This is a genomic window from Tepidimonas ignava (assembly GCF_004342625.1).
GTDB classification, from domain to species: domain Bacteria; phylum Pseudomonadota; class Gammaproteobacteria; order Burkholderiales; family Burkholderiaceae_C; genus Tepidimonas; species Tepidimonas ignava.
This window is the reverse complement of sequence record NZ_SMAH01000009.1, coordinates 102,958-129,492: the sequence shown is the minus strand read 5'-3', so window position 1 is coordinate 129,492 and position 26,535 is coordinate 102,958. Positions and strand designations below refer to the sequence as shown.

The window sequence follows — 26,535 nt, the reverse complement described above, 5'->3', positions numbered from 1 at the left end:
TTGTACACCTGCTGGATGAACGACTCCACCGAATCGTCCGCTTTGTACAGACCAAACTGCAGCCCAGCGTCGTAAAAACGATCCGCAATACTCTGGTACGCCTGCGCTTCTGTCACACCCCGCCCCAGCAGCGCCGCCAACTCCCCAGCCCAGTAGTCCAAACCCGCCTGCTCCGGCGCACGGTTGAAATACCCAATGTACAGCTCTATCAGCTTCAGACGTTGGGCTAAAGTCATGTTTACGGTAGCCACAAGATCCCCCCTCGAGATGGTAATTTACCCTCCCTTGCCGCGTTTGCGCTTCGTCAAAAGCCGGGCATAAGACCACAGGTACACAATCATAAAGAGCACCATGCTGGCTTTCAACACGGCTGCGTTGTGCCACCACAACACCGCGGGCACCACCCCAATGGCACACATGCCCCAAAGGTACGGGGCCGTGGCGGCGTTGCGGGCATTGAGGTCTCGGCCGGCGCCGGGCCCGGCCGCCCAGCGCAGCAAACGGCGGTGAATGAGCATGTGCAGGTGCAGCCCATCAGGCACAGCGGGGGAACGCCCCCGCACGATGCGTTTGCGGTAGATGGAAAAGAGCGTCTCGACCACCGGGTAGGCGCACACCAGCAGTACGAACCAGGGGCTGACCTGGGGATTGCGTGCCACCAGCCACACACCAGCTTGCGCCAGCCAAAAACCCACCAGGTAAGCACCTCCGTCCCCCAAAAAAATCAACCCGCGGGGGTAGTTCCACAGTAAAAAGCCCAGCAGCGCACCGAGCATGGCCAGGCACATTTGCAGCACCAGCACGTCACCCACCACCCAGGCCACATAGCCCAAGGCCGCGAACATGAAGACCCCCACCCCCGCGGCCAGGCCGTGGAAGCCGTCGATGATGTTGATGGCATGGCTGAGGCCCGCAACCCCCAGCAGGGTGATGGCCACCCCCAGCGGCGCCCAGCCGAGGGCAACGCCCGGCGGCACCCACGCCATCCATGCATCCACCCACGGGAGGTCGAGCCGCTGGAGGTGCACGCCGGTCAAACCCAACGCTATCGCCGCTGCGACCACGGTGCCCAGCAGGCGCACACGAGGTGAAACGCGCTTGGTCAGGTCCTCGGCCAAACCGGTTGCGAGCGCCACCAGCCCCGCGCTCAGCAGGGCCGCCGCCTCGCCGCCGACCAGTCCACGCCAGGCACTCCATCCCAGCGCCACGGCCAGCGCCAGCGCGACGGCCACGCCGCCCACCCGGGGTACCGTGCCGATGTGAAACTTTTGCGGGCCGCGGTCCGCCACATCGCCCGTCACGCCCAGGTGCAGGCGGCGGTGGCGCACCAGCAGCATGGCCACGGCAAAGGCGACGGCGAGGGCAACGGTCAGGGTTTGCACGGGATGGCTTTCACGGGTGGTGTGAACAACGCCGGGGCAGCGAGCTTACCCGAGGATTTGCTTGTACACGGCCAGCGTGCCGTCGCGCATGGCTTGAACGCTGAATTGGGTCGACACCCACTGCCGCGCGGCGACCCCCAGGCGCTGCCGCAGCTCGGCATCGGCGCACAGGGTGTCCAGCGCTGCGGCCAGCGCCGCCGGGTCGCGCGGCGGGACCACAAGGCTGGTTTGTCCATGGCGGTTGAGGTCGTCGACCCCATTGCCCAGGGTGCACACCACCGTGGGCTTGCCGCACAGCATGGCTTCGGCGCTCGCCAAACCGAAGGCCTCGGCCGGCTCCACGGAAGGTAGCGTGAACACGTGGCACGTGTGCAGCACGGCCACCACAGCGGCGTGGGATGCATCGGTCAACCAAAGGATACGCCCGGCCAGACCAAGCTGTTGGGCAATGCGCCGCAGCGCGGGGGTAAGAGGCCCGTGCCCTGCCATGACGAGCACAGCGGGCTCGCGCATGTGTGCCAGGGCTTGCAGCAGCCACGGGTAACCTTTGTAATAAACGTGCCGCCCTACGCTGGCGATGATGGGCCGCCCCATGGCGAAACGGTTGAGCTGCTCGACGGTGCCACGATCGGCCAACGACGCCTGCCACTGCGCAGCGTCGATACCCATGGGCACCACGTGCGCTTTGCGCACGGCCGCGCCGAGTTGCGTGGACGACGCCAGATGCCCCGGGGTGGCCACGATGACCGCTTGCACCCGACGCAACACCGCCTGCTGCAGCGGGCGGTACAACCGCAAGGCGTTGCGCTGGCGCACGATATCGCTATGCCACGAGGCCACGATGGGCAGGTTGCGCGGGGCCAGCACGGCCAGCAGATCGGCCCACGGGTTGGGCAGGTGCAAGTGCAGCGCGCGCACGCGCCCTTGGCGCATCAAGCGCAAGCCCGCACTCAGCACCCCGGGGCTGACGGTCACCGCATCCCAGCGACCTAGGTTGGGCACCGCCCAGACGGGATAAGGCAGTCGCTGGTGGGCCTGGGGATCCACCGCCGAGCACGCCGCGAGCAACCCCACTGGTATGTGGGGCTGCAGCGCTTGCAACAAGGTGTGGGTGTGCAGCTCAATGCCCGCCGCCGGCGGCGGGATAAACTTGCCCACGTGCAGCACGACGGGTGCGCCATCACCGCCACAGTCCAGGGGCGGCGCCGACCGCTGATGGGCGCTCAGCATCGTCCGTACACGTCCTCGAAGCGCACGATGTCGTCTTCCCCCAGGTATTCGCCGCTTTGCACTTCGATCATCACGAGCTCGACCTTGCCGGGGTTTTCGAGGCGGTGCTTTTGCCCTGCGGGAATGTACGTGGATTCGTTGGTGCGCACCAGCAGCTCCTGCTGCCCATTGATGACCTTGGCCACCCCAGACACGACAATCCAGTGTTCGGAGCGATGGTGGTGCATTTGCAGTGACAGCGACGCCCCTGGTTTAACCACGATGCGCTTGATTTTGAAGCGCGGGCCCTCTTCCAGCACGGTGTAGCTGCCCCAGGGGCGGTGCACGGTGGCATGCCAACGGTAACCGCTGTGCCCGCTGTCGCGCAGGCGCTGCACGATCCGGCGTACATCTTCGGCTTTGTCGCGGTGGGCCACGAGGGTGGCGTCGGGGGTGTCGACGATGATCAGGTCCCGCACCCCCAGGGCCGCCACCAGGTGGTGCCCACCGATGACAATGTTGTTGTTGCTGTCCAGCAGCGTCACGTCTCCTTGTACCCGGTTGCCGTGCGCGTCGGTGGGCAGCAAATCCGCCAGGGCATTCCACGAGCCAACGTCACTCCAGCCCAGTTGGCCTGGCACGACGGCCAATCGGTCGGCATGCTCCAGCACCGCGTAGTCGATGGAAATGTCTGGCAGCGCCTCAAAAGCGGCGCAAGGCCACTGCACGGGGTTGGCTTGCACGTCCGCTTGGGCCCAGCAGTCGCGCGCGGCTTGCAGCAAATCCGGACACGCACGTTGCATGGCCTCGAGCAGATCGCACACGCGCCAGCAGAACATGCCGCTGTTCCACAGGTAACGCCCACTGGCCAGCATTTCAGCGGCGCGCGGGGCGTCGGGCTTTTCGACAAACCGCACAACGCGGTGGCCGCCGTGCAGCGGTTCACCGACCTCGATGTAGCCGTAGCCGGTGTGCGGGTGGGTTGGTTGTATGCCAAAGGTGGTGAGCCAGCCCTGCTGGGCGATGGCGTGGGCCTGGGCCACGGCCCGAGCAAAGGCGTTGAGGTCTTGAACGATGTGGTCCGCCGGCAGCACCAACATGCATGCCTCGGGGCCGTGGCGTTGCTCGATGTCCAGCGCGGCCAACGCCAGCGCGGGCGCGGTGTTGCGGCCACATGGCTCGAGCAGGTAGCGCGTAGGCACGCTTGACAGACCCGCGGCCATGCACTCGTCCTGGGTTTGAAAATAGTGATCGCGGTTGGTGACGATCAGCAGCTCGGCCACGCCGGGCAGCCGGGCGCCACGCAGCAACGTCTTGTGCAGCATGGTTTGCCCATCGGGTAGCCGTATGAATGGCTTGGGATGGGCTTGCCGCGACAGCGGCCACAGGCGAGTGCCCGCCCCGCCGCTGAGGATGGTGGAGATCAGCATGGCGGTCAATTGGGGTTGGTGGTTACCGTTTGGGCGGTGGCTGCGGCGCGCGGCCCCGTGGACAACATGGCTTGAACGGTACCGAGCTCCTCATCAACGCTGGCACCTGCCAACACCGCCAGGCGCAGCCGCGCCAGCAGGTACTGGTAACGCGCGGCACGCAGGTCGCGCTCGACGGTGAGTGCGCGCACTTCGGCATCCAACACATCGAGGATGGTACGCACGCCGGCAAGCCAAGATTGCCGGTTGGACTGTACCACCTGCTGCGCCGAGGCCAGTGCCTTTTGCAAAGCGCTGATGCGCTGCGAGCCCTCGATGACCAAACGGTATTGGTCGTGGATGCGCAGGTGCAGGTCGCGCCGGGCGGCTTCGAGCTGTTCTTCGGCACGGACAAGTTCGGCCATGGCCTGACGCACGGTGGAGCTGGTATAGCCCCCACTGTAAAGCGGCACGTTCAACTGCACGCCAACCGCCCGGTTGGTGTAGCTGGAGCTGGGCGAGGTGACGTTTTCGCTGGCGCTGCGGGTGATTTGCACGACCGCGTCCAGGGTAGGCCAGTGACCGGCGCTGGCGCGGGCGATTTCCTGTTGCGCCGCGTCGCGCCGCGCGCGCAGCGCCGCCAGCTCCGGGCTGTTGCGCTCGGCCAGCTCCAGCCACTGGGTCAGGGTTGCAAGTTGCAACGGCGCCACGGCAAACCTCTGGGCGTCAACGGGGGCCAGGGCGCCATCCCATGGACCGACGAGCACTTGCATCTGGGCCATTGCGTACTCGAGTTGTTGCCGCGCACGCACTTCGTCGGCTCGCAGCAAGTCCAACCGTGCCTCGATTTCGTCCACGTCGGTGCGGGTACCGGTGCCGGCTTGCCAGGCTTTGCGTGCAGCGTCGGCCTGGGTGGTGGCGGCACGTTGTTGCGCCGCCACCAGTTCGATGTTGTCCTGAGCCGTCAGTGCCTCGAAGTAAGCCTGCGCGACGCGCGCCGCGAGGTTGATTTCCTCGGCACGCAACACCGCCTCGGCGTCCGCCACTTGGGCCTTGGCCACCGCAATGCCGGCCGTGACCGCCGGCCGGTACAGCGGCACACGCACCCCCAGAGTAGCGTTGTAGCTCCAGTACCGCTCGTCCACCGTCACCGGCTGACCGAGAAAATTTTGGCTGGTTCGGGTGAGGTCGTTGTTGGAGCGGCTGCCACTCAGGCTTACCTGGGGCAAGCGCTGAGATTCGGCCTGCGGCAGGCGCTCGCGCTGGGCATCGGTGGCGGCACGGGTGGCGCGCACGCGAGCATCGTTGCTCTGGGCCAGACGGTACGCCTGGTCCAGGTCCAGGGCATGGGCCCAACCGCCCACCGCCATCACCGCGGTGAGTGCACAAGCGCGTATGCAACCCCACCAGCGCTGTGGCGTACCAACCCACGGGGTCGCTGGCCTCGGTATCGATTGGTGTGGCCGCATTTCATTCTTCCTTCAGGCTCGCCGCAACCCGGCGCACCAACGGCCCTGCGAGGTAAGTCAGCAGCGAGCGCTCACCTGTCTTGACGATGACTTCGACCGGCATGCCGGGCTGCAACTTGCGTGGCCCCAGCGTGTGCATGCCTGCTTCGGTGAGCTTGACCCGCATCAAGTAATAGGGCGCCCCCGTGTGGGGATCGGCCAGCAGATCACCCGAAACAGACACGACTTCGCCCTCCACCACCAACTGCGGCGAGTGCGCGAAGGTGCTGAAGCGCACATCTGCCTTGAGGCCAGCGCGCACCTTGTCGATCAGGTGGGGCTCCAACCGGGTCTCCAGCAGCAACGTCTCGTCCAACGGGACGATATCCATGAGCTTTTGACCTGGCTGAATCACGGCACCCACGCTTTGCACAGCCAACCCCACCACCTGGCCTGTGGCGGGGGCGCGGATTTCGGTGCGCTGCAGCTCAGCCTGCGCCGCCCGGTAACGCTCGGCATCGGCCTGCACGTCAAGGTTGACCCGGGTGAGTTCGTTTTCGACGTCCTTGCGGAATTCCTGTTGCCGCGCCACCGACCGTTGGCGCAACTCCGCTATGGCGCGCTGGGCACGCTCAATGTTGCCTTGCAGGTCGGCCAGTTGCGCTTTGAGCTCGGCCACCTGGCGTTGCAGTTCGTTTTGCCGTGTGCGGGGAGCGTAGCCGTCGTGGACCAGCGCGGTGATGCTGCGCAGTTCCTCTTCCAACGAAGCGAGTTGTTGCTCCCGGCTGGGCAGCATCGCTTGGTAGGCGCGCAGCACCGCCTGTTGCCCCTGACTTGCCTCTTCCAGCGCGCGAAGTTCTGCTTGCAACCCCTCGCGGCGCGAACGCAGCAGTTGCTGTTGGGCCTGCATCTGCGCTTCGATCCACGGGTCTTGGCGCGCAGCGAGCAAGTCCGGGTGCCATGTGATGGTGGTTGCCCCGAGTTGCTCTGCCATCAAACGACCTTGCATGGCGCGCAGCCCAAGGTAGCGCTGGCGCACAGCCTCGTAGTTGGCACGTGCAGCCTTCTCATCCAGCACGATCAGGGTTTGGTCTTCGCGCACCAGATCTCCTTCGCGCACCAACACTTGTTGCACGATACCGCCACTGAGGTGCTGCACCGCCTTGCGCTTGGTGTCGATGGCCACGACGCCGTGCGTGGGCACGCCCTCGTCCAGCGGGGCCCATGCAGCCCACGCGACAAAGCCGCCAAAGCCCAACATCAAGGCCCAAGCCCCCCACCGGGCGGCGCGGCTGGCTGGACGTACCGCCGCCTGCGCCGCACCGACTGGCGAGGCAGACAGCGCTTCGGTAACCGTGGTGTGTGTGTTCATCGCTTCGGTATCCTGTGCAAATTGGTGTCGGGCGCATCAGGTGGCTGGTGCGCGGTGGGGGTGGTCGTTGTCGTGGGGGCCTGCCAACGCCGCTGCCTGGGCAGCCTGCGCGAGGCGCGCCATGACGTCGTCCCGAGCACCGCTGGCTTCGATGCGGCCCTCGCGCATCACGACCACACGATCGGCCACATTCAGCACCCCGGGACGGTGGGATACCACCAGCACGGTGCGCCCAGCTTCCCGGAGGGCTCGCAGCGCGTGCTGCAAGGCCGCTTCGCCGGCGTCGTCCAAGTTGGCGTTGGGCTCGTCCAACACGACCAGGGCCGGGTTTCCGTACAGCGCACGCGCCAAGGCCACCCGCTGCCGCTGCCCCCCCGAGAGCAACTGCCCGGCTTCGCCCATGGGGGTGTCATACCCTTTGGGAAAGCGCAGGATGGTTGGATGCAGGCCGGTGATTTTGGCTGCAGCCACGACAGCCTGAGGATCTTCCTGGCCCATGCGCGCGATGTTCTGCGCGATGGTGCCATCAAAAAGTTCAATATCTTGCGGCAGGTACCCCAGATGTCCGCCCAATTCGACACGTGACCAACTCTGCAATGGGTGCTCGTCCAGCAGCACCTCACCCTGCACATCGGGCCAGATGCCCACGACCACACGCGCCAACGTGGATTTGCCACTGCCCGATGGTCCCATCACGACGGTGACGGTGCCAGGCTCGAGCGTCAAGTCGATGCCGTGCAAAATCGGCTGGTCACGACCTGGCGCCCGGGCCACCACGCCACGAAGCTCGACACGGCCGCGTGGCGCCACACGGCGCAGAGCCAGATCACGCGTCGGGTGGTCCTGCAGCAAGCGCCGCAGCCGGTCGTAAGCCAGTCGAGCACTTAGAAACGCTTTCCATGTGCCGGCCAGCATGTCAATTGGAGCCAGCGCCCGCGCCGCCAGCACGTTGGCCGCGATCATCGCACCGGGGGACAGCTCACCGTCGATGACCAGCAACGCGCCCGCCCCCAACATCAACGACTGTTGGCAGTAGCGCACGAATTTACTCCACGCGGCCACACGGTGGGTCGTGGCTTGCGCGGCGGCGTGCTGCTGCATAACGGCGTCGTGCCGCTGCTGCCAGCGTTGCTTGAGCCCGGGCAGCATGCCCATGGCCTGCACGACTTCGGCGTTGCGCAGCTTGGACTGTAGAAACCGGTTTTCGTCGGTTTGTGATTGATGAAGCGCCTGCGCCGGTGCGCGCGCCGCCCGCTGCCCCCACCACGCCAGCGCAAGCTGCACCCCGGCAAAGGCCACGGCCAGCCACCCCAGCATCGGGTGCATGAGCATCAGCACCGCGATGTAAATGGGCGCCCACGGCGTGTCAAACAACGCAAAAACGCCGTTGCCCGTGAGAAATTGGCGCAGCTCGGTCAGATCGGCAAAGGCACGCCCTTGCCGACCTTCGTTGGGGCGCAGGCTCGCGTCAAACGAGGCCTGAAAAACACGGTTGCTGAGCGCGTCGTCGATACGCTGACCAACCCGCACCAACACGCGCGAGCGCAACCACTCGGCCAACGCCATGAAGCCCAACAGCAACAGGGCCAGCACCGAGACGACCAGCAAGGTCAGCTCACTGCGGCTGACCATCACACGGTCGTACACCTGCAGCATGTACAGCGTGGGCGTGAGCATGAGCACGTTAGCCACAAGGCTGTACCAACCGACCACAGCAAACTCGCGGCGGAACGCCCACAGCGTTTGACCCAGTTCGGACCGCGCCGAACCCGAAGACACAGACAAAAGCATCATGCTGTCCTTGTGGCGGAAACGTGGGCAGGCGCATGGCCGGCACGCAAAGCCGCCAGCACATCGTCACGAGGTCCGAAGGCTTTGACCGCACCCTCCACCAACACCAGCATCTTGTCGACAACCGTCAACACACTGGTGCGGTGGGTCATCACCACGAAGGTGGTGCCACGGGCTTTGAGGGTGCGAATGGCATGGACCAGGGCCGCGTCCCCTGCTTCATCCAAGCTGGCGTTGGGCTCATCCAACACCACCAGCACAGGGTCACCATAGAGCGCTCGGGCCAAGGCAACCCGCTGGCGCTGCCCCCCGGATAACACCGCCCCCTCGGGCCCCACCCAGGTGTCGTAGCCCTGGGGCAAGCTTTCAATCAAGGCGTCCAGGCCGACCAACGCCGCCGCCTCACGCACACGGCGCATGTCCACCTCCCCAAAGCGGGCGATGTTTTCTGCCACGGTGCCCTCCAACAATTCAACACCCTGGGGCAGGTAGCCAATGTGCGGTCCAAGTTCGTCTTTGCGCCAGGTGTACACATCGGCGCCATCCAGTCGAACCTTGCCAGCCATCGAGGGCCACAGCCCAACCAGCGCCCGCGCCAAGGTGGTTTTGCCGGCCCCCGACGGCCCCACGACCGCCAGCGCCTCACCCGGCTGCAGGGCAAACGCGACGCTGCGCAAAATCGTCGTTGGGGTGCCCGGCGGGGCAACCACGATGCCTTCCACCGACACATGGCCCCGCGGCGCAGGCAGCGGCAACGCGTCGGACGCCGGCGGCACTTGAGCCAACAGCTTGGTCAGCCGCCCCCAAGCATCGCGCGCTTGGATGACCGAGCGCCATTGGGTCACCAGTTGCACCAACGGCGCCAGCACCCGACCACCCAGCACCGAGGCCACGATCATCATGGCGCCCCCCCCAGGCAGGGTGTTTTCCAGCACCAACCAGGCACCCAAGCCCAGCAACAGAGAACCCCAGACCGTCTGGATCCATTTGGTGAGCGCCGCAAACGCCCCGGCACGGTTCGAGGCGAGCGCTTGCAAATCCAAAAACGTTTGTTGCTGTTTCCACCAGCGGGCGTGGATGCTGCGCAACATGCCCATGGCTTCGACGACTTCGGCGTTGCGCAACATGCCATCGGCCGTTTGTTGCGCGGCGATGGCGGCGCGGTTGGCCGCGCTCAGCGGCGGCTGCGTCATGCGCTCGTTGCTCCATGCCAGCGCCACCTGGATGAGTGCCCCCACCAACGCGGCCCACCCCAACCACGGGTGCACGATGAACAGGATCAGCAAAAACACCAGCGCCACCGGCGCTTCCATCGCCGCTGCAACGGCGGGCTGATTGAAAAAATCCCGCACGACGCGCAGATCCACCATGGGCTGCACCGTGCCAGCCCCGAGGCGACGCAGGTTGCCTTCGTGGATGGCGTCCACCACCCGCGGGGCCAAGCAGCGGTCAAACCAGGTGGCGGCCTCGCGCATCACCTCGTTGCGCGCCCACTCCAGCGTTTCCATGACCGCATACGCCAACACCACCGCCAGAGTCAACATCGCCAAGGTCATGTGGCTGCGGCTGTTGACCACTCGGCCGTAGACTTCGAACATGTAAAACGTGGGCGCCAGCAAAAGCAAGCTGGCAACAACGGCAAAAAACCAAGCTCGGCGCACGGCCGGCCACAGATCTTGCAGCACTTGCGGCCACTCGGGCGGTGTGGGTTGGCCCGCTGCGTCAGGTTGAGGCATGAGATGGCTCCACTTGTAGATAAGGAGGTAGTGTGGGCGCTGCCGCCACCGGATCGCCGGCCGTAACCACAAACTCCGGCGCATCGTGGTCGAGTGGCGCGCCTTCGTTTGGGGCACTCAGGACAAAAGTAAGCTGGTAAGCATGCTGGTCATGCCCACTGAGTACGATTTCCCTCAAACGCATCGTCGCCAGCGCATCCAGCGCTTGGGGTGCGAGCACCAATTGAAACCGTATGCGCCCGTCCAACGTGTAAAGTGACGCCACACCGTTGCGCAAGCTGAGCGTGTGGCGGTCAAAATACACGGGGCAAGTGTCTGCAAAACGAAGCAGTGGCAGCGTCTGCCCTTGCAAACGGCTGTGGTGAAAAGGACTGTGGGGGTGTTGGTATACCAGACGTGCGGCTCGGCAAACCGAATATATGGCATTGCACGCCATCTGCGCCCCCAGTGCGGGCATGGCTTGCCGCAATGGACGGTACGCCAGGTGATGCAAGGCCACACGGTTCCAGCAACGGTGCCCCCGAACCAAGGGAGCCAGCCAGTTGCACGCTTGCGCAAAAGCTTGCTGCAACGCTCGCAAGCGTTGTGTCTGCTCAGGCTCTGCGGCCAGTGGCGTGCTGATGCGCAACCAAGTCATGTGGGCAAGTGTAGCATGTATTCATATATGAAATTCCTTGCCTTCACTGGTAGGCCGCAGGCGGCGCAGTGTACCGCGCCCACCCGGCCAAGTCGCGCCCACCAACCATGGGGAGGAGACACATGACCCACCGTATCCAAGCATTCGCGCGACAGGGGCGCTGCGCGCGCCTGCATGCCTGCGTCGCTGTGGCCGTCTGGGCGTCGCTGGCCGCGTGCACGCCCGCGCTGGCGCAGGTGCTAGAGGCCAACCAAGCCAGCGCGGCGCAGCTGGCGACGCTGCACGGTGTGGGGCCGGTGTTGGCGCAACGTGTCGTGCAGGCTCGCCAGCAACGACCCTTTCATGGGTGGGACGATTTGCAGGCGCGCGTGGCCGGCATCGGACCCAAGACAGCCGAAAAACTCTCCGCGCAGGGGCTGCGGGTCAACGGACGCAGCTACGGTGCCGAGTTGGCGCAAGCCGTGGTGTCGGCGCGCGGCGCGAACCCCGCCGCGCCTGCAGCACCGCACCCGCCCGCCTCGCCATCCGCACGCCCCCCAGGGTCGGCCGGGCATGAACGGCCAGCCGGCAAGCCGTCTGCGCCGCCCGCGGCGGCGTACCCGACAATTCCGGGACTGTCGGCACCTTCACGCTGATCAGCAACGAAGTTTTGACGCTGGATGCCCCGTGGGCACCCAGCGCTTGAGCGGTTGACAGCCACTGATGCCAACAGCCAACGCTCAGCGGGGCCTGAACCCACGCCAAATGGCTGAAAAGGCTGCGCAACGACACGGATGCGTCTGGTCTGGGTGTGCCGTCGTCCTCGATCGGACTGGCTGGATGCTCGACCGGCCAAGACCGCACCACCCCCAACGTGGGTTGGTGGGCCCTCTCACACGCACATCAGCCGCGGCTCACTCAATGCGAGCGCCCGAGCAACTCCTCCAAGCTCGTCGCCGTGAGCATGCGCGCCAGCCACCCCAACAGGTCGTCTTCACTGGCACGCTGTAAGCGTTCATGCGCCCACGCCGGCAGCTCGCCGAAACGCAGCCGCGCCTGCAGCGCCACCGCCTTGGCCAAGCCTTCGTGTTGGCCCTTTTGAGCGCCCTCTTCGACCGCCTGGTCGTACCACATGTCGAGTTTTTCGTGCAGCTTCATCGTAGGCTCCAGCCAGTCTGCGTGCTGTTCCAAGCTTTGCACTATGCTACCTTTGCGCCGGCTGCGACGCAACCACTGCTTGAGCCACACCGTCAGGTGGCGCCGCAGCGGCGCCGAGGCGTCATCGGCCAGCCACGCTTGCAGCGCTTGCAGCACCGCCAGCACCTGCTGGCGGCTTGCGCCTTGCTCCAGCTCAAAGACCGCCTGCGCCAGGTTTCGGACCGCCGGCACTTCGTGCTTGACCAGCTTGTGCTGCTGCAGCAGCACGTGCTGCAGCCGCGGCACGTAGGGCTGCAGCGCCGGCAGCGAGGTATCAAAGAGGTCGGCCACCTGCACGGGCGCGTGCCAGGCGCTGTCGCCCGTGTAGAGCACCACCGGCAGCAAGGCGGGGATGCTGCCGTCGTCGTTGAGCTGGCGCTCTTGCACCAGGTGCTGCGCCAGCAGCGCCACGTAGCCCAGCATGCGCAGCGCCATGCGCGCCTCGGGCTCTTGCTGAAACTCCAGCAGCAGGTACACCCACACCCAGCGCGGCCCGACCTTGAGCCGCCAGACCATGTCGTCGTGGCGCTGCTTTTCCGAGGCCGTGACGTAGCTTGCGTTGACGCGCTCCAGCGTTGTGAAGTCGGCCTCCTCCCAGGGGCCGGGCACGTAGGCGCGCAGCAGGTCTTCGATGAGGCGCGGCTCGCTGAAGAGCCACTTGTAGCTGGCGTCCAAGAACATGGACAGGCATCATAACGGCGTTACTTGCCCCCATCGAGGCAAAACGTGGGTCGGATGGATGGATCACCCACGCAGGTGATTGACAAACGAACGAACGTTCGTATTATTGTGAGCCATGAGCACCGACGCCCAAACCGCCTTCGAAGCCGCGCTGCAGCGCGTCCAGACGCTGACGCGCCGCCCGGACAACAACACCCTGCTGCAGTTGTACGCGCTGTACAAACAAGCCACCGAGGGCGACAACACCAGCCCCAAGCCTGGCCTGACCGACCTGGTGGCGCGCGCCAAGTGGGATGCCTGGACCAAGCTCAAGGGCCTGGCCCGCGACGAGGCCATGCGCCGCTACGCCGCGTTGGTGGATACGCTCGAGTGAGCAGCCCCAACCCGCTGCGCGACACCAAAACCCCATACCCAGCGCCGCGGCTTGACGCGCGCTCGCCTGGGCGGGCCGTTCATGCCGTCACGCCACGGCGCACCTGCACGGCACAGTCGTAAAAGGTGGGGGCTCGGCCCAGGTCGGTCAGCGCCTGGCTGGTCAGCTCGTTGACGTTGGTGCCATCCAGCCCGTCTTTGCGCCACCAGATACCCAGGCCGACGACGACACCGGGGCGCGCGCGGGTGGTGACGCGCGCGCGGGTGCGGTGCCGTCCGCGGTCGTTGAACACCTCGACGATGTCCCCATCGGTGATGCCCCGGGCGGCGGCGTCGTCCGGGTGGATTTCCAGGCACGGCTCGCCCTCGGCGTCACGCAGTGACTTGACGTTGACGAAGGTGGAGTTGAGAAAGTGCCGCGCCGGCGGTGAAATCATCGCCAACGGGTGGCGTGGGTCGGCCCCGGCGGGTTCGTGGTTGGGCAGCACCTCGGGCAGCCCGTCGAGCCCCTGGGCGGCCAGCGTCGCGCTGAACAGCTCGCACTTGCCCGACGGCGTCGGAAAACCCCCTTCGGCAAACGGCACGTCGGGCACCGGCAGCGGCGCCCAGCCGTCGCGCAGCAGCCGCTCGAAGTCCACCGCCTCGCCAAACGCCTGCCGGCACAGCGTCAGGTCGTCGTCATCGAAGCACGGCTCGTCGAACCCCAGGCGGCGCGCCAGCTCGCGAAACACCCAGGTGTTGGGCCGCGCCTGGCCCAACGGCGCGATCGCGGGACGGTTGAGCAGCACGTCGGTGTGGCCGTAGCTGAGGTGGATGTCCCAGTGCTCCAATTGGGTGGTGGCCGGCAGCAGGTAGTCGGCGTGGTCGGCGGTGTCGGTTTGGAACTGCTCCAGCACGACGGTGAACAGGTCGTCACGGCGCAGGCCCTGCACCACCCGCCCCGACTGCGGCGCCACCGCCGCAGGGTTGCTGTTGTAGACGATGAGCGCTTCGATGCGCGGCCCCCAATCGGCCCCGCCCGGGTGCAGCAACGCGTCACCAATGGTGCTCATGTTGATGGTGCGCGGCTGCGGGCAGGGGCTGTGCGACAGCAAGTCAGGCCTGTACAGCGCGTCGCGCTGCACCGGGTACCAGCCGGAGCTGGACAGCAACAGCCCACCCCCACGGCGCCGCCAGGCCCCCAGCACGGCTGGCAAACAGGCCACCGCGCGCACGGCGTTGCCGCCGCCGCGGGTGCGCTGCATGCCGTAGTTGAGGCGGATACCGATCGGCTCGCCGCGCTCGAAGCACGCGCCGATGTCACGCGCCAGCGCCTTGATCGCCGCCTCGGGCAGCCCGCACACGGCCGCCGCCCGCGCGGGAGGCCATTGCAGGGCGCGCGCCCGCAGCGCTTCCCACCCCACCGTGTGGCGCTGCAGGTAATCGTGGTCGACCCAACCGTGCACGAAGCATTCGTGAATCAGGGCGTAGGCCAGCGCGGCGTCGGTGCCGGGCAGCAGGGCCAGGTGCGCGTCGCACTTGTCGGCCGTTTCGGTGCGCCGCGGGTCGATGCACACCAGCGTGGCCCCGGCCCGCTTGGCTTGCTGCGCGTAGCGCCAAAAGTGCAGGTTGCTGGCGATGCTGTGGCTGCCCCAGATGAGGATCAAGCGGCTGTCGGCAAAGGTGTGCACCGGCATGCCCACTTTGCCCCCCAGCGTGGCCTGCAACGCCACCGCACCGGCGCTGGCGCAAATGGTGCGATCCAGCAGCGACGCACCCAACCGGTGAAAGAAGCGCGCCGCCATGCCCTCGCCCTGCACCAGGCCCATGGTGCCGGCGTAGCTGTACGGCACGATGGCCTGCGGGTCGCGCGCGGCGATGGCGCGCAGCCGTGCGGTGATGTCGTCCAGCGCCTCGTCCCACGACACCGGCGTGAACTGCCCCGCCCCCTTGGGACCAACGCGCTTGAGCGGCTGCGTCAGGCGCTGCGGGTGGTGGACACGTTCCAGGTAGCGGCTGACCTTGGTGCACAACACGCCCGCGGTTGGCGGGTGGTCGGGGTTGCCGCGCAGATGCACCGCCCGCCCGTCGCGCACGGTGGTCACGAGCGAACAGGTGTCGGGGCAATCGTGCGGACAGGCGCCCAGCACCGTGGTCTCAGGGGCCAGCGCCGCCGCCACGGTGTGGGGTTGGGTGGGGTTCGTCATGGGCCCATGATAGACCGTCCATGACCGTGGTGGGGTCGTGCGCAGCCGCGACCTTCCCCGCCGCGGCCACAGGCGCTACGATGGCAACATGAAGCTGATTGAACCGATCGTGCAGCGCGCCGCCGAGTACGCCGCGCTGCGGCGTGACTTGCACGCCCATCCCGAGCTGTGTTTCGAGGAGCGGCGCACCGCCGCGCGGGTGGCCGAGCGGCTGCGGCAGTGCGGCATCGAGGTGCACGAGGGCCTGGGGCGCACGGGCGTGGTGGGCGTGGTGCGCGGGCGCGACGGCGGCGCCTGTGGCCGCATGGTGGGCCTGCGTGCCGACATGGACGCGTTGCCGATGACCGAGCTCAACACCTTCGCGCACGCCAGCCGCCACCCGGGGCGCATGCACGCCTGCGGCCACGATGGCCACACCGCGATGCTGCTGGCGGCGGCCGAGCACCTGGCGCGCACGCGGGACTTCGACGGCACCGTGGTGCTGATCTTTCAGCCGGCCGAGGAAGGCGGCGGCGGTGCGCGCGAAATGATCGCCGACGGCCTGTTCGAGCGCTGGCCAGTGCAGGCCGTCTTTGGCATGCACAACTGGCCGGGGTTGCCGGTGGGCCATTGGGCGGTCAGCCCCGGCCCGGTGATGGCCTCCAGCAACGAGTTCCACGTCACCCTGCGCGGCAAAGGCGGGCACGCCGCACTGCCCCACTTGGCGCACGACCCGGTGCCGGCCGCGTGCCAGTTGGTGCAGGCGTGGCAAACCATCCTGACGCGCAACCTCAAGCCGGTCGAGCCCGGGGTGCTTTCGGTCACGATGATCCGTGCTGGCGAAGCGACCAACGTCATCCCCGACCATGTGGAGCTGCAAGGCACGGTGCGCACGTTCAGCGTCGAGGCGTTGGACCTGATCGAAGCACGCATGCGCGACATCGCCCACGGTGTGGCCGCCGCCTACGGCCTGCAGGCGGATTTTGCGCTGCGGCGCAACTACCCCCCCACCGTCAACCACGCGGCACCGGCGGCGTTCGTGGCTGAGGTGATGCGCGCGCTGGCCGGCCCCGACGCCGTGCACCCCCAAGAGCCGACGATGGGGGCGGAGGATTTCGCCTACATGCTGCAAACCAAGCCGGGGGCGTACTTCTTCATTGGCAACGGCGACGGCGCGCACCGCGCCGAGCACGGACCGGGCCACGATGCCGGCCCCTGCACCCTGCACAACCCGCGCTACGACTTCAACGACGCCCTGATTCCGCTGGGGGCCACGCTGTGGGTGGAGCTGGCGCGGGCGTGGTTGGCCCGCGCGGACTGAGGCGCGGTCAACCGGCCGGGCGGGCGTGGGCCGGCATGGCCGCCGCCGTGGCGGCCGCGGCCATGCCAAAGCGCTCGCGTGCGATCGTCAGCAGCCCATCGAAAATCAGGCCCTCGACCAGCTCGAACGGCACCGTCATGTACGGCGCCATCTTCCAGCCTGCGCCGCCGGTCATCAGGCACACGGGGTCTTGCTGGCAGTGCGCGCGCAGGTTGTCCCACATGCGCTGCACCGCCCCGGCGATGGCGAAGGTGCCGCCGCTGGTCAGCGCATCGCTGGTGTTGGTGGGAAACGGCCGCACATCGCCCGTGGGCACGTGCAGTCCTGCGGTGCCCGACTCCAGCGCGCGCAGCATGATGCCGTGGCCGGGCAGGATGATGCCGCCCAAGAAGTGACCGTCGGCGTCCAGCGCTTCCACCGTGACCGCGGTGCCCACCATGACGACGATGCAGGGACGCCGCTGCCCGCGCGCCAGCAGGCGCTGGCGCGCGCCGATCATGGCCACCCAGCGGTCTGAACCCAGCCGTGCCGGGTGGTCGTAGCCGTTGACCACGCCGGCCTCCTGCGCACGGGGCACCACCCACTGTGGCGGCGCGTCCCACTGCTCGAGCTGCTCTTCCACGCGGTGGCGTACCCCGGCGCCGGCCACGATGCTGCCCAGCACCCAGCGCGGCGCGCGCAACTGGCGCCAGTCGCCTTCGGCCAGGGTTTCGATATTTTCGAGGAACTGCACGCCGTGGGCCAGCAGCCGCGCCCCGGGCAGGGGGGCGTCGTACAGCGCCCACTTCAAGCGCGTGTTGCCGACGTCGAGCGCCAGCAGCGTGGAGTCATGCGGGGCCACCGGTGTCATGTGGCCATCATAAACCGGCGCGCAGCCCGGCCTGCGCCGGCTGCTGCTGGGGCCGCTCAGTTCTGCCGCCAGGGCAGGCCACGCTTGCGCCAACCGCCCAGCGCGCCGCGGTGGCCGTCGGTGTCCAAGTCGCCTTCGAACCCCTCGAGGATGTTGTACGCGGTGGCGCCCAATTCGGTGGCCCGCCGCGCCGCGGCGATCGAGCGCGCCCCGCTGCGGCACAGCATCAGCAGCGGCTTGCCTTGCGGCAGCAGCGCGCGCACCCCATCGTCGAAGCCGGGGTTGGGCTGCATGCCGGGCCACTGCTTCCACGCCAGCGCCACGGCGCCGGGCACGTAGCCGACCCACTCGCGCTCGGCGTCGGTGCGCACATCCACCAGCAGCGCCTGCCCCTGCTGCACCCAGGCCCAGGCCAGCTCCGGCGCGACGTCGCCCGCATACCCTTGCGCGGGCCGCGGGACTTCGCGCTCGGCGCCGTCGGCGTCGTGGCGCACGCCACCACGCAGGTTGGCCGGCACCGCTTCGTCGATGCGGCGCGGCTTGGGCAGGTTCAGGTTGGCCATGATGGCCACGAACTCAGCCATCGATTTGCCCGCGACGCGGGGGTTGTGCGCTTTTTCGTGGCCGATGGTGGAGTGGGTGCGGCCATGGTAGTCGTGCCCCGGCCACACGATGGCGTCGTCGGGCAGCGCGAACAGCACCTCGGTGATGCTGCGGTACAGCGCCTCGGCGTTGCCCGACTGGAAGTCCGTGCGGCCGCAGCCCCCGATCAGCAGGGTGTCACCGGTGAACACGTGCGTGCGGCCCTGCACTTGCCACACGTAACTCATGCTGCCGGCGGTGTGGCCCGGCGTGGCCAGCGCGCGCAAGCGCTGCGCGCCAAACGGCAACTCGTCGCCGTCGCGCAGCGGCTGGTGCACGGTGGCGATGCCGCACGCCGCTGGCGCCGCGGTGCGCGCGCCGGTGTGCTCGGCCAACCGCAGCGCGCTGGTGATGTGGTCGGCGTGCGCGTGCGTCTCCACCACCCAGCGCAGGCGCAGCCCGTACTCACGCAACACCTGCAGGTCGCGCTCCAGTTGCTCGTCCACCGGGTCGATGATGACGGCTTCGCGCGTGTCGGCGTCGAACAGCACGTAGGTGTAGGTGCACGAGTCGGGGTCGAACAGTTGGATCGGTCGCATGGTCACCATCGTAGCCGCTGGCGGCGCGTCAGGCAAAACGGGCCAGCAGGTCGGCCACGTCGTCAGGCGGGGTGTCGCCCTGCGCCATCACACAGCCCACCATGGCGTAAAAGGTTTTGTCCAAGGCCTTGCGGGCGGCGGCCAGTTGCTGCGCCACCTGCTCGCAGTCGGCGTCACCTTCGATCAGGCGCTGAATGCCGCGCAACTGCCCCTCGACGCGCTTGAGGCGCAACAACAAGGCTTTTTTGCGCTCGGGGTCGTGCACGGTGGTCATGGGCAGTGGTGTCAGCGTCGCGATAGATACTCCATATGGTATCCAGCGAGGCCGATCCGGTCAAGACCGATCCGGGGCGAGCACCTCGGTTTGCACGTATTTCAACGTCGGTTTGAGTTTTTGACATATCGCACCCGGTTCGCGTCACCCAGGTGACTGGATGGCCTCGGGTGATTGGTGAAAACCCGTATCCACGTCGGCCCCAATACCCCCCACGATAAGGCTTACCGGTGCAGCCGGACCACCCGTTGTTGAGACGACCAGGAGACACGCAATGACCCAGCAACAAGCTACCCCAACGAACCGCCGCCGCTTGCTCAAGGGCGCCGTCGTGGCCGCGGGCGCCATGGCCGCCCCCATGGTGGCGGTGGCCCAGACCACCACGCTGCGCTTCCAGTCCACGTGGCCGTCGAAAGATATCTTCCACGAGTACGCCAACGACTTCGCCAAGAAAGTCAACGACATGGCGGGCAACCGGCTCAAGATCGAAGTGCTGCCCGCGGGCTCGGTGGTGCCGGCGTTCCAACTGCTGGAAGCGGTATCCAAAGGCACGCTGGACGGCGGCCATGGCGTGGTGGCCTACCACTACGGCAAAAACTCGGCGCTGGCGTTGTGGGGTTCGGGGCCGGCGTTTGGCATGGACCCCAACCTGGTGCTGGCCTGGCACTACTACGGCGGCGGCAAGGCGCTGCTGGAAGAGATTTACAAAAGCCTCAACATGGAGGTGGTGTCGTTCCTGTACGGCCCCATGCCCACGCAGCCGTTCGGCTGGTTCAAAAAGCCGATCGCCAAAGTCGACGACCTCAAGGGCACCAAGTTTCGCACCGTGGGGCTGGCGGTGGACATCTACACCGAGATGGGCGCCGCGGTCAACCCGCTGCCGGGCGGCGAAATCGTGCCGGCGCTGGACCGCGGCCTGATCGACGGCGCTGAGTTCAACAACGCCTCGTCGGACCGCTTGCTGGGCTTCCCCGACGTCGTCAAACACTGCATGCTGCAAAGCTTCCACCAGTCGGGCGAGCAGTTCGAAATCCTGTTCAACAAGGGCAAGTACGACGCGCTGCCGGCGGAGCTGAAGTCGATCATCGACTACGCCGTGCAGGCCGCCAGCGCCGATTTCTCCTGGAAGGCGGCGCACCGCAACTCGCAGGACTACATCGAACTGAAGAAAGCCGGCGTCAAGTTCTACAAGACGCCCGACGCGATCCTGCGGGCTCAACTGGCGGCCTGGGACAAGGTCATCGCCAAAAAGAGCGCGGAAAACCCCATGTTCAAAAAGGTGCTTGACAGCCAGCGTGCGTTTGCCGAACGCGCCGGTGGCTGGTGGAACGACTACACGGTGGACTTCAAGATGGCGTGGAACCACTACTTCCGCGCCCGCGCAGGCGGCAAGGCCTGACGTCCCGACCGCGGGCCGCCGCGCTGGCGCGGGCGGCGGCCCGTGCGGCCCCCTTGTCACCCGATGCCGCGCCCCACTTGTCCTTGACCATGACCCCACGTTGGCTGTTGACGATCGATCGCCTCTCAGGCGTCGTGGGCCAGGCCTTTGCCTGGCTCATCGTCGTGTTGACCCTGAGCATCACCTACGAAGTGTTCGCGCGCTACGTGCTCAACGATCCCCATGACTGGTCGCTCAACGCCCAGGTGATGATGTACGGCACGCTGTTCATGATGGCCGGCGCGTACACGCTGTCCACGGGTGGGCATGTGCGGGGCGACGTGCTGTACGGTTTTTTCCGGCCACGCGCGCAGGCCGCCATCGACCTGTTGCTGTACGTGGTGTTTTACCTGCCCGGCATCGTGGCGCTGACGTGGGCCGGTTGGACCTATTTCCAAGATGCCCTGGCCATCCGTGAGCAGACCTTCTCCGCCACGCCGCTGCCGCTGTACCCGTTCAAATTCGTCATTCCGTTGGCCGGCGCCTTGCTGCTGGTGCAGGGGTTGGCCGAAATGACACGCTGCGTGCTGTGCCTGCGCCGCGGGCAGTGGCCGCCACGGTTGCACGACGTCGAGGAAGTGGACGTGGACAAGCTGCGCGCCATGGTGCACGTGGACGATGCCGCGCCGAGCACAGGTGCCAGCGCCACCCACGGCGCCGCCCAAGGAGACCGTTGATGCGCCGCGAATTGTGGTTCGGCTTCACGCTGATGGCCTTGATCGTGGCCGGCACGGGCTGGATGGTGCTCAGCGTCGACACGCTCACCAATGGGCACTACGGGCTGATCATGCTGGCGCTGGTGGTGGTGGCCATCATGCTGGGTTTTCCCACGGCGTTCACGCTGATGGGCATGGGCATCATCTTCACCTTCTTCGCCTACCACTCCGGTGGGCAAAGCGCCGCCGGCGCCGTGCGCCAGACGCTGGACCTGATGGTGCAGCGCGCGTTTTCGGTGATGAGCAACGACGTGCTGATCTCGATCCCGTTGTTCGTCTTCATGGGGTACCTGGTCGAGCGCGCCAACCTGATCGAAAAGCTGTTCAAAAGCCTGCACCTGTCGCTGGCGCGTGTGCCGGGCTCGCTGGCGGTGGCCACGTTGTTCACGTGCGCGGTGTTTGCCACCGCCACCGGCATCGTCGGCGCTGTGGTCACGCTGATGGGCTTGTTGGCGCTGCCGCAGATGCTCAAGGCTGGCTACGACGTGCGCGTGTCGGCCGGCGCCATCACCGCCGGGGGCTGCCTGGGGATCCTGATCCCGCCGTCGGTGCTGTTGATCGTCTACGGCGCCACGGCGGGCGTGTCGGTGGTTCAGCTGTACGCGGGGGCGTTCTTCCCGGGGCTGATGCTGGCGGGTCTGTACGTGCTGTACGTGATCGTGCTGGCGCGGCTGCGGCCGCACACCATGCCGCCGCTGACCCCTGAGCAGCGCCAGGTGCCGCTGCCGGCCTACGCCCAGCAGCTTGCCCGCACGTGGTCGCAGGTGGCGGTGCCGGCGCTGCTGCGCGCGCTCAAGGGGCGGCGCAACGCCACTGTGCCGACGCGCTGGATGCTGCAACAGCTCGGGGTGGCGCTGCTGCCCGCGTTGGTGTTTGCGTTGGTGGCCGCGTGGACCTGGCACCTGGACACCCGAGCGGCGGTGCAAGCGGCCGCGCCGGCACTGGGCATGCAGTCGCTGGAGGATGACAGCGCCGCGTCCACCGAGACCGACGGCGGCCTGGCCGAACCGCCCGGGGCGCAGGACGACGCGGATGACGGTGGGCTGCGCCCACCCCCAGGCAGCGACGAAGCCGCTGACGCCGACCGCGCGGTCAACCAAGGCGAGATTGCGGCGCCGGCGCGGCCCAACCCGGCGGGCGAGGCCAGCGCCGCGCGCAACCCAGCCAGCACCGGTTGGTGGGTCGGCTTCGGGGTGGGTGTGGCGGCGATGGTGGCCTTTTACGCCGTGCTCACCTGGGCCCGCTTGGAAGTTTTCAAGATGCTGCTGGGCAGCTTTTTCCCGCTGATGGTGCTGATCCTGGCGGTGCTGGGCTCGATCGTATTCGGTCTGGCCACCCCGACCGAAGCCGCGGGTGTGGGTGCCTTCGGGGGCTTTTTGCTCGCGGTGGCGTACCGCCAGTTCAACTGGGGCGTGCTCAAGGAATCGGTCTTTCTGACGGCCAAGACCACCGCCATGGTGTGCTGGCTGTTCGTCGGGTCGGCCATTTTTTCGGCGGCGTTCGCGCTGCTGGGGGGACAGGAGCTGGTCGAGCAGTGGGTGATGTCGCTCAACCTGAGCAAAACCGAGTTCCTGATCCTGAGCCAGGTGATCATCTTCATCCTCGGCTGGCCCCTGGAGTGGACCGAGATCATTGTCATCTTCATGCCGATCTTCATCCCGCTGTTGGACAACTTCGGCGTCGATCCGCTGTTTTTCGGCCTGCTGGTGGCGCTCAACCTGCAGACCGCTTTCCTGAGCCCACCGGTGGCGATGAGTGCGTTCTACCTCAAGGGGGTGGCGCCACCGCACGTGACGCTGAACCAGATCTTTGCCGGCATGCTGCCGTTCATGGGCATCCAGATCGTGGCCATCGTGTTGCTGTACCTGTTCCCCGACATCGGGCTGTGGCTGCCCAAGGTGCTGTACGGCTAACCCCGCGTGGGCCAAGAAGCGGCGGGCCGCCCACGCGGCCCGCTTTTTTCCCGCTAACATTGACGTTTACGTAAACGTCAAACTAAACTTGCGCCCCACCCCACCAGCCGCAGGAGACCGCCGTGACCCAACTGAGCGCCGACTACCAAGCCCTGGCCCAGTACCGCCCGACGCACAAGGTGCGCTTCGTCACCGCCGCCAGCTTGTTCGACGGGCACGACGCCGCCATCAACATCATGCGCCGCATCCTGCAAAGCATGGGGGCCGAGGTCATCCACCTGGGGCACAACCGGTCGGTGGACGAGATCGTCACCGCCGCGCTGCAGGAGGACGTGCAGGGCATTGCCGTCAGTTCCTACCAGGGCGGGCACATGGAGTTTTTCACCTACATGGTGGACCAGCTGCGCGCGCGCGGCGCCGGCCACGTGCTGGTGTTTGGCGGCGGCGGCGGCGTCATCGTGCCCAGCGAAATCCGCGCGCTGATGGACTACGGCGTGGCCCGGATCTACAGCCCCGAGGACGGCCAGCGCATGGGCTTGCAGGGCATGATCGGCGAGATGGTCATGCGCTGCGACCATGACCTCTCGGACTACGCGCCGCGCTCGCTGGAGGCCATTCAGGGCCACAGCGACACTGCGTGGCGGGCGCTGGCGCAACTGATCACCGCCCTGGACAACGGCCGGGCCGACCCTGCGCTGCTGCAAGCGCTGCGCGCGCAAGCCCAACAGGTGCGTGTGCCGGTGCTGGGCATCACCGGCACCGGGGGTGCGGGCAAATCGAGCCTGACCGACGAGCTGATCCGCCGCCTGCGGCTGGATCAGGACGACGCGCTGCGCGTGGCCGTCATCAGCATCGACCCCAGCCGGCGCAAAAGCGGCGGCGCGCTGCTGGGCGACCGCATCCGCATGAACGCCATCGGCCCGTGGCGGCAGGGCCCGCGTGTGTACATGCGCAGCCTGGCCACACGCGACTTCGGCAGCGAAATCTCGGCCGCGCTGCCGGACGTGATCGCCGCGTGCAAGGTGGCGGGCTTTGACCTCGTGATCGTCGAAACGTCCGGCATCGGCCAGGGCGACGCCGCGATCGTGCCGCACGTGGACGTGCCGCTGTACGTGATGACGCCGGAGTTCGGCGCGGCCAGCCAGCTCGAAAAGATCGACATGCTGGACTTTGCCGAGTTCGTCGCCATCAACAAGTTCGACCGCAAGGGCGCGCTGGACGCGCTGCGCGACGTGTCCAAGCAGGTGCAGCGCAACAAGGAGGCGTGGGGCAAGCGCCCCGAGGACATGCCGGTGTTTGGCACGATGGCGGCGCGCTTCAACGACGACGGCGTCACGGCGCTTTACCAGGCGCTCAAGGTGCGGCTGGCCGAGCTGGGGCTGCACCTGCCGCTGGGCGTGGACGGCGGACGGCTGCCGCGCGTGCACACGCGCCACAGCTCCAACCTGCACGCGATCGTGCCGCCGCAACGCAGCCGTTACCTGGCCGAAATCGCCGACACCGTGCGCGCCTACAAGCGGCGCGTGCACGAGCAAGCCCGGCTGGCGCGTGAAATCCAGCAACTGCGTGCCGCCGCGGCGATGCTGGCGGTGGACAAGCCCCACCGGCCCAAAGCCGCCGAAGCCACGCTGGACCTGGCCGCGCAGCGCGAGCAGCGCCTGCACCCCGACGCACGCAAGCTGCTGGCGCAGTGGCCCGACATGCAGAAAGCCTACGCCGGCGACGAGTACGTGGTCAAAATCCGCGACAAGGAGGTGCGCACGCGGCTGGTGCACACGACGCTGAGCGGCAACAAGATCCGCAAGGTCGTGCTGCCCAAGTACGAAGACCACGGCGAGCTGCTCAAGTGGCTGATGCTGGAAAACGTGCCCGGCAGCTTCCCGTACACCGCCGGGGTGTTTGCCTTCAAGCGCGAAAACGAAGACCCCACACGCATGTTCGCCGGCGAAGGCGACCCGTTTCGCACCAACCGCCGCTTCAAGCTGCTGTCCGAAGGGATGCCCGCCAAGCGGCTGTCGACGGCGTTTGACTCGGTGACGCTGTACGGCCACGACCCCGACCCGCGCCCGGACATCTACGGCAAGGTCGGCAACTCGGGGGTGAGCGTGGCCACGCTGGACGACATGAAGGTGCTGTACAGCGGCTTTGACCTGTGCGACCCCAGCACCAGCGTGTCGATGACCATCAACGGCCCCGCGCCGGCCATTCTGGCGATGTTTTTCAACACCGCCATCGACCAGCAGATTGACAAGTTCCGCGCCGACAACGGCCGCGAGCCCACCGACACCGAAATCGCCAAAATCAAAGAATGGGTGCTGGCCAACGTGCGCGGCACCGTGCAAGCGGACATTCTGAAGGAAGACCAGGGCCAAAACACCTGCATCTTCTCCACCGAGTTCAGCCTCAAGGTGATGGGCGACATCCAGGAGTACTTCGTCCACCACAACGTGCGCAACTTCTACTCGGTGTCGATCAGCGGCTACCACATCGCCGAAGCGGGCGCCAACCCGATCAGCCAACTGGCCTTCACGCTGGCCAACGGTTTCACCTACGTGGAAGCGTACCTGGCGCGCGGCATGCACATCGACGACTTCGCGCCCAACCTGAGCTTTTTCTTCAGCAACGGCATGGATCCCGAGTACACCGTGCTGGGCCGCGTGGCGCGGCGCATCTGGGCCGTGGCCATGCGCGACAAATACGGTGCCAACGAACGCAGCCAAAAGCTCAAGTACCACATCCAAACCAGCGGCCGCTCGTTGCACGCACAGGAAATCGCCTTCAACGACATCCGCACCACGCTGCAGGCGCTCATTGCCATCTACGACAACTGCAACAGCCTGCACACCAACGCTTACGACGAAGCCATCACCACGCCCACCGAAGACTCGGTGCGCCGCGCCATGGCCATCCAGCTCATCATCAACAAGGAGTGGGGGTTGGCCAAAAACGAAAACCCGAACCAGGGCGCGTTCATCATCGAGGAGCTGACCGAGCTCGTCGAGGAGGCGGTGCTGGCCGAGTTCGAGCGCATCGCCGAGCGCGGTGGCGTGCTGGGCGCGATGGAAACCGGCTACCAGCGCAGCAAGATCCAGGACGAGAGCATGCACTACGAGATGCTCAAGCACACCGGCGAGCTGCCCATCATCGGCGTCAACACGTTCCGCAACCCGCACGGCGACCCCATCCCCGAATCGCTGGAGCTGGCCCGCTCCACCGAGGAAGAAAAGCAGTCGCAACTGCAGCGGCTGCAGGCGTTCCACGCCCGCCACGCGCACGAGGCCCCAGCGATGCTGCAGCGCCTCAAAGACGCCGTCATCGACAACCGCAACGTTTTCGAGGTGCTGATGGACGCGGTGCGTTGCTGCTCGCTGGGGCAGATCACCCAGGCGCTGTTCGAAGTCGGCGGCCAGTACCGGCGCAACATGTGACGGCACCAGTGGCACCTGCGCCGGCAGCGCGCGCCG

General features: G+C 66.9%; 20 protein-coding genes. 7 read left to right on the top strand and 13 right to left on the bottom strand.

Annotation, left to right across the window (positions count from 1 at the left end):
- From EDC36_RS08470 to EDC36_RS08435, 8 genes are all read right to left on the bottom strand, one after another.
- The coding region (locus EDC36_RS08470) for a hypothetical protein (protein WP_132962821.1) at positions 1–236 on the bottom strand (236 nt) is incomplete at its 3' end.
- A 39-nt stretch (positions 237–275) separates the two neighbouring features.
- Positions 276–1,382 (bottom strand): MraY family glycosyltransferase, encoded by a 1,107-nt coding sequence (locus EDC36_RS08465; protein WP_132962820.1) that lies wholly within the window; start codon positions 1,380–1,382, stop codon positions 276–278.
- A gap of 45 nt (positions 1,383–1,427) precedes the next feature.
- The gene (locus EDC36_RS08460) at positions 1,428–2,612 is read right to left on the bottom strand and encodes a glycosyltransferase (RefSeq protein WP_132962819.1); all 1,185 of its coding nucleotides are present in this window, start codon (positions 2,610–2,612) and stop codon (positions 1,428–1,430) included.
- Positions 2,606–4,021, bottom strand: a complete 1,416-nt coding sequence (locus EDC36_RS08455) for a mannose-1-phosphate guanylyltransferase/mannose-6-phosphate isomerase (protein ID WP_132962818.1) — start codon at positions 4,019–4,021, stop codon at positions 2,606–2,608. Before EDC36_RS08455 ends, EDC36_RS08460 begins: the two co-directional genes overlap by 7 nt.
- A 5-nt stretch (positions 4,022–4,026) precedes the next feature.
- Entirely contained in the window at positions 4,027–5,370 is a 1,344-nt protein-coding gene (locus EDC36_RS08450; RefSeq protein ID WP_243646533.1) for a TolC family outer membrane protein, read from the bottom strand.
- Between the two features lie 100 nt (positions 5,371–5,470).
- Complete coding sequence (locus EDC36_RS08445) at positions 5,471–6,820, bottom strand: HlyD family type I secretion periplasmic adaptor subunit (RefSeq protein WP_132962817.1); 1,350 nt, start codon at positions 6,818–6,820, stop codon at positions 5,471–5,473.
- A 36-nt stretch (positions 6,821–6,856) separates the two neighbouring features.
- On the bottom strand, positions 6,857–8,497 hold the full coding sequence (locus EDC36_RS08440; protein ID WP_243646532.1) for a type I secretion system permease/ATPase: 1,641 nt from the start codon (positions 8,495–8,497) through the stop codon (positions 6,857–6,859).
- Positions 8,498–8,610: 113 nt separating this feature from the next.
- Positions 8,611–10,347 carry a type I secretion system permease/ATPase gene (locus EDC36_RS08435; protein WP_132962816.1) on the bottom strand — a complete coding sequence of 579 codons (1,737 nt, stop codon included), beginning with the start codon at positions 10,345–10,347 and terminating at the stop codon, positions 8,611–8,613.
- A gap of 759 nt (positions 10,348–11,106) precedes the next feature.
- Between EDC36_RS08435 and EDC36_RS08430 the strand changes: the two genes are divergently transcribed.
- Positions 11,107–11,619, top strand: a complete 513-nt coding sequence (locus EDC36_RS08430) for a ComEA family DNA-binding protein (protein ID WP_165902839.1) — start codon at positions 11,107–11,109, stop codon at positions 11,617–11,619.
- A 262-nt stretch (positions 11,620–11,881) separates the two neighbouring features.
- Here EDC36_RS08430 and EDC36_RS08425 read toward each other — a convergent pair whose 3' ends face one another.
- Entirely contained in the window at positions 11,882–12,841 is a 960-nt protein-coding gene (locus EDC36_RS08425; protein WP_132962814.1) for an Rpn family recombination-promoting nuclease/putative transposase, read from the bottom strand.
- A 115-nt stretch (positions 12,842–12,956) separates the two neighbouring features.
- Here EDC36_RS08425 and EDC36_RS08420 point away from each other — a divergent pair, with 115 nt between their 5' ends.
- On the top strand, positions 12,957–13,214 hold the full coding sequence (locus EDC36_RS08420) for an acyl-CoA-binding protein (RefSeq protein WP_132962813.1): 258 nt from the start codon (positions 12,957–12,959) through the stop codon (positions 13,212–13,214).
- Positions 13,215–13,293: 79 nt separating this feature from the next.
- Here EDC36_RS08420 and EDC36_RS08415 read toward each other — a convergent pair whose 3' ends face one another.
- A complete protein-coding gene (locus EDC36_RS08415) occupies positions 13,294–15,399 on the bottom strand; it encodes a molybdopterin-containing oxidoreductase family protein (protein WP_132962812.1) in 2,106 nt (701 codons plus the stop codon).
- Positions 15,400–15,487: 88 nt separating this feature from the next.
- Between EDC36_RS08415 and EDC36_RS08410 the strand changes: the two genes are divergently transcribed.
- Positions 15,488–16,699 (top strand): M20 aminoacylase family protein, encoded by a 1,212-nt coding sequence (locus EDC36_RS08410; protein WP_132962811.1) that lies wholly within the window; start codon positions 15,488–15,490, stop codon positions 16,697–16,699.
- A 7-nt stretch (positions 16,700–16,706) separates the two neighbouring features.
- Here the strand turns inward: EDC36_RS08410 and EDC36_RS08405 are convergent, their stop codons facing one another.
- The 3 genes from EDC36_RS08405 to EDC36_RS08395 are packed head-to-tail and all read right to left on the bottom strand — an operon-like array spanning position 16,707 to position 19,004.
- A complete protein-coding gene (locus EDC36_RS08405) occupies positions 16,707–17,549 on the bottom strand; it encodes a type III pantothenate kinase (RefSeq protein ID WP_132962810.1) in 843 nt (280 codons plus the stop codon).
- A gap of 56 nt (positions 17,550–17,605) precedes the next feature.
- Positions 17,606–18,730: an MBL fold metallo-hydrolase gene (locus tag EDC36_RS08400; protein WP_132962809.1), complete on the bottom strand. Its 1,125-nt coding sequence runs from the start codon at positions 18,728–18,730 to the stop codon at positions 17,606–17,608.
- A gap of 28 nt (positions 18,731–18,758) precedes the next feature.
- Positions 18,759–19,004 (bottom strand): metal-sensitive transcriptional regulator, encoded by a 246-nt coding sequence (locus tag EDC36_RS08395; protein ID WP_132962808.1) that lies wholly within the window; start codon positions 19,002–19,004, stop codon positions 18,759–18,761.
- 274 nt (positions 19,005–19,278) lie between these two features.
- Here EDC36_RS08395 and EDC36_RS08390 point away from each other — a divergent pair, with 274 nt between their 5' ends.
- The 4 genes from EDC36_RS08390 to icmF all read left to right on the top strand — a co-directional run bounded on the left by EDC36_RS08390 (position 19,279) and on the right by icmF (position 26,499).
- Positions 19,279–20,403 (top strand): TRAP transporter substrate-binding protein, encoded by a 1,125-nt coding sequence (locus EDC36_RS08390; RefSeq protein ID WP_132962807.1) that lies wholly within the window; start codon positions 19,279–19,281, stop codon positions 20,401–20,403.
- A gap of 89 nt (positions 20,404–20,492) precedes the next feature.
- Complete coding sequence (locus EDC36_RS08385) at positions 20,493–21,119, top strand: TRAP transporter small permease subunit (protein ID WP_132962806.1); 627 nt, start codon at positions 20,493–20,495, stop codon at positions 21,117–21,119.
- A complete protein-coding gene (locus tag EDC36_RS08380; RefSeq protein ID WP_132962805.1) occupies positions 21,119–23,071 on the top strand; it encodes a TRAP transporter large permease in 1,953 nt (650 codons plus the stop codon). Before EDC36_RS08385 ends, EDC36_RS08380 begins: the two co-directional genes overlap by 1 nt.
- 122 nt (positions 23,072–23,193) lie before the next feature.
- Positions 23,194–26,499 carry a fused isobutyryl-CoA mutase/GTPase IcmF gene (icmF, locus tag EDC36_RS08375; RefSeq protein ID WP_132962804.1) on the top strand — a complete coding sequence of 1,102 codons (3,306 nt, stop codon included), beginning with the start codon at positions 23,194–23,196 and terminating at the stop codon, positions 26,497–26,499.
- The last annotated feature ends 36 nt before the right edge of the window (positions 26,500–26,535 follow it).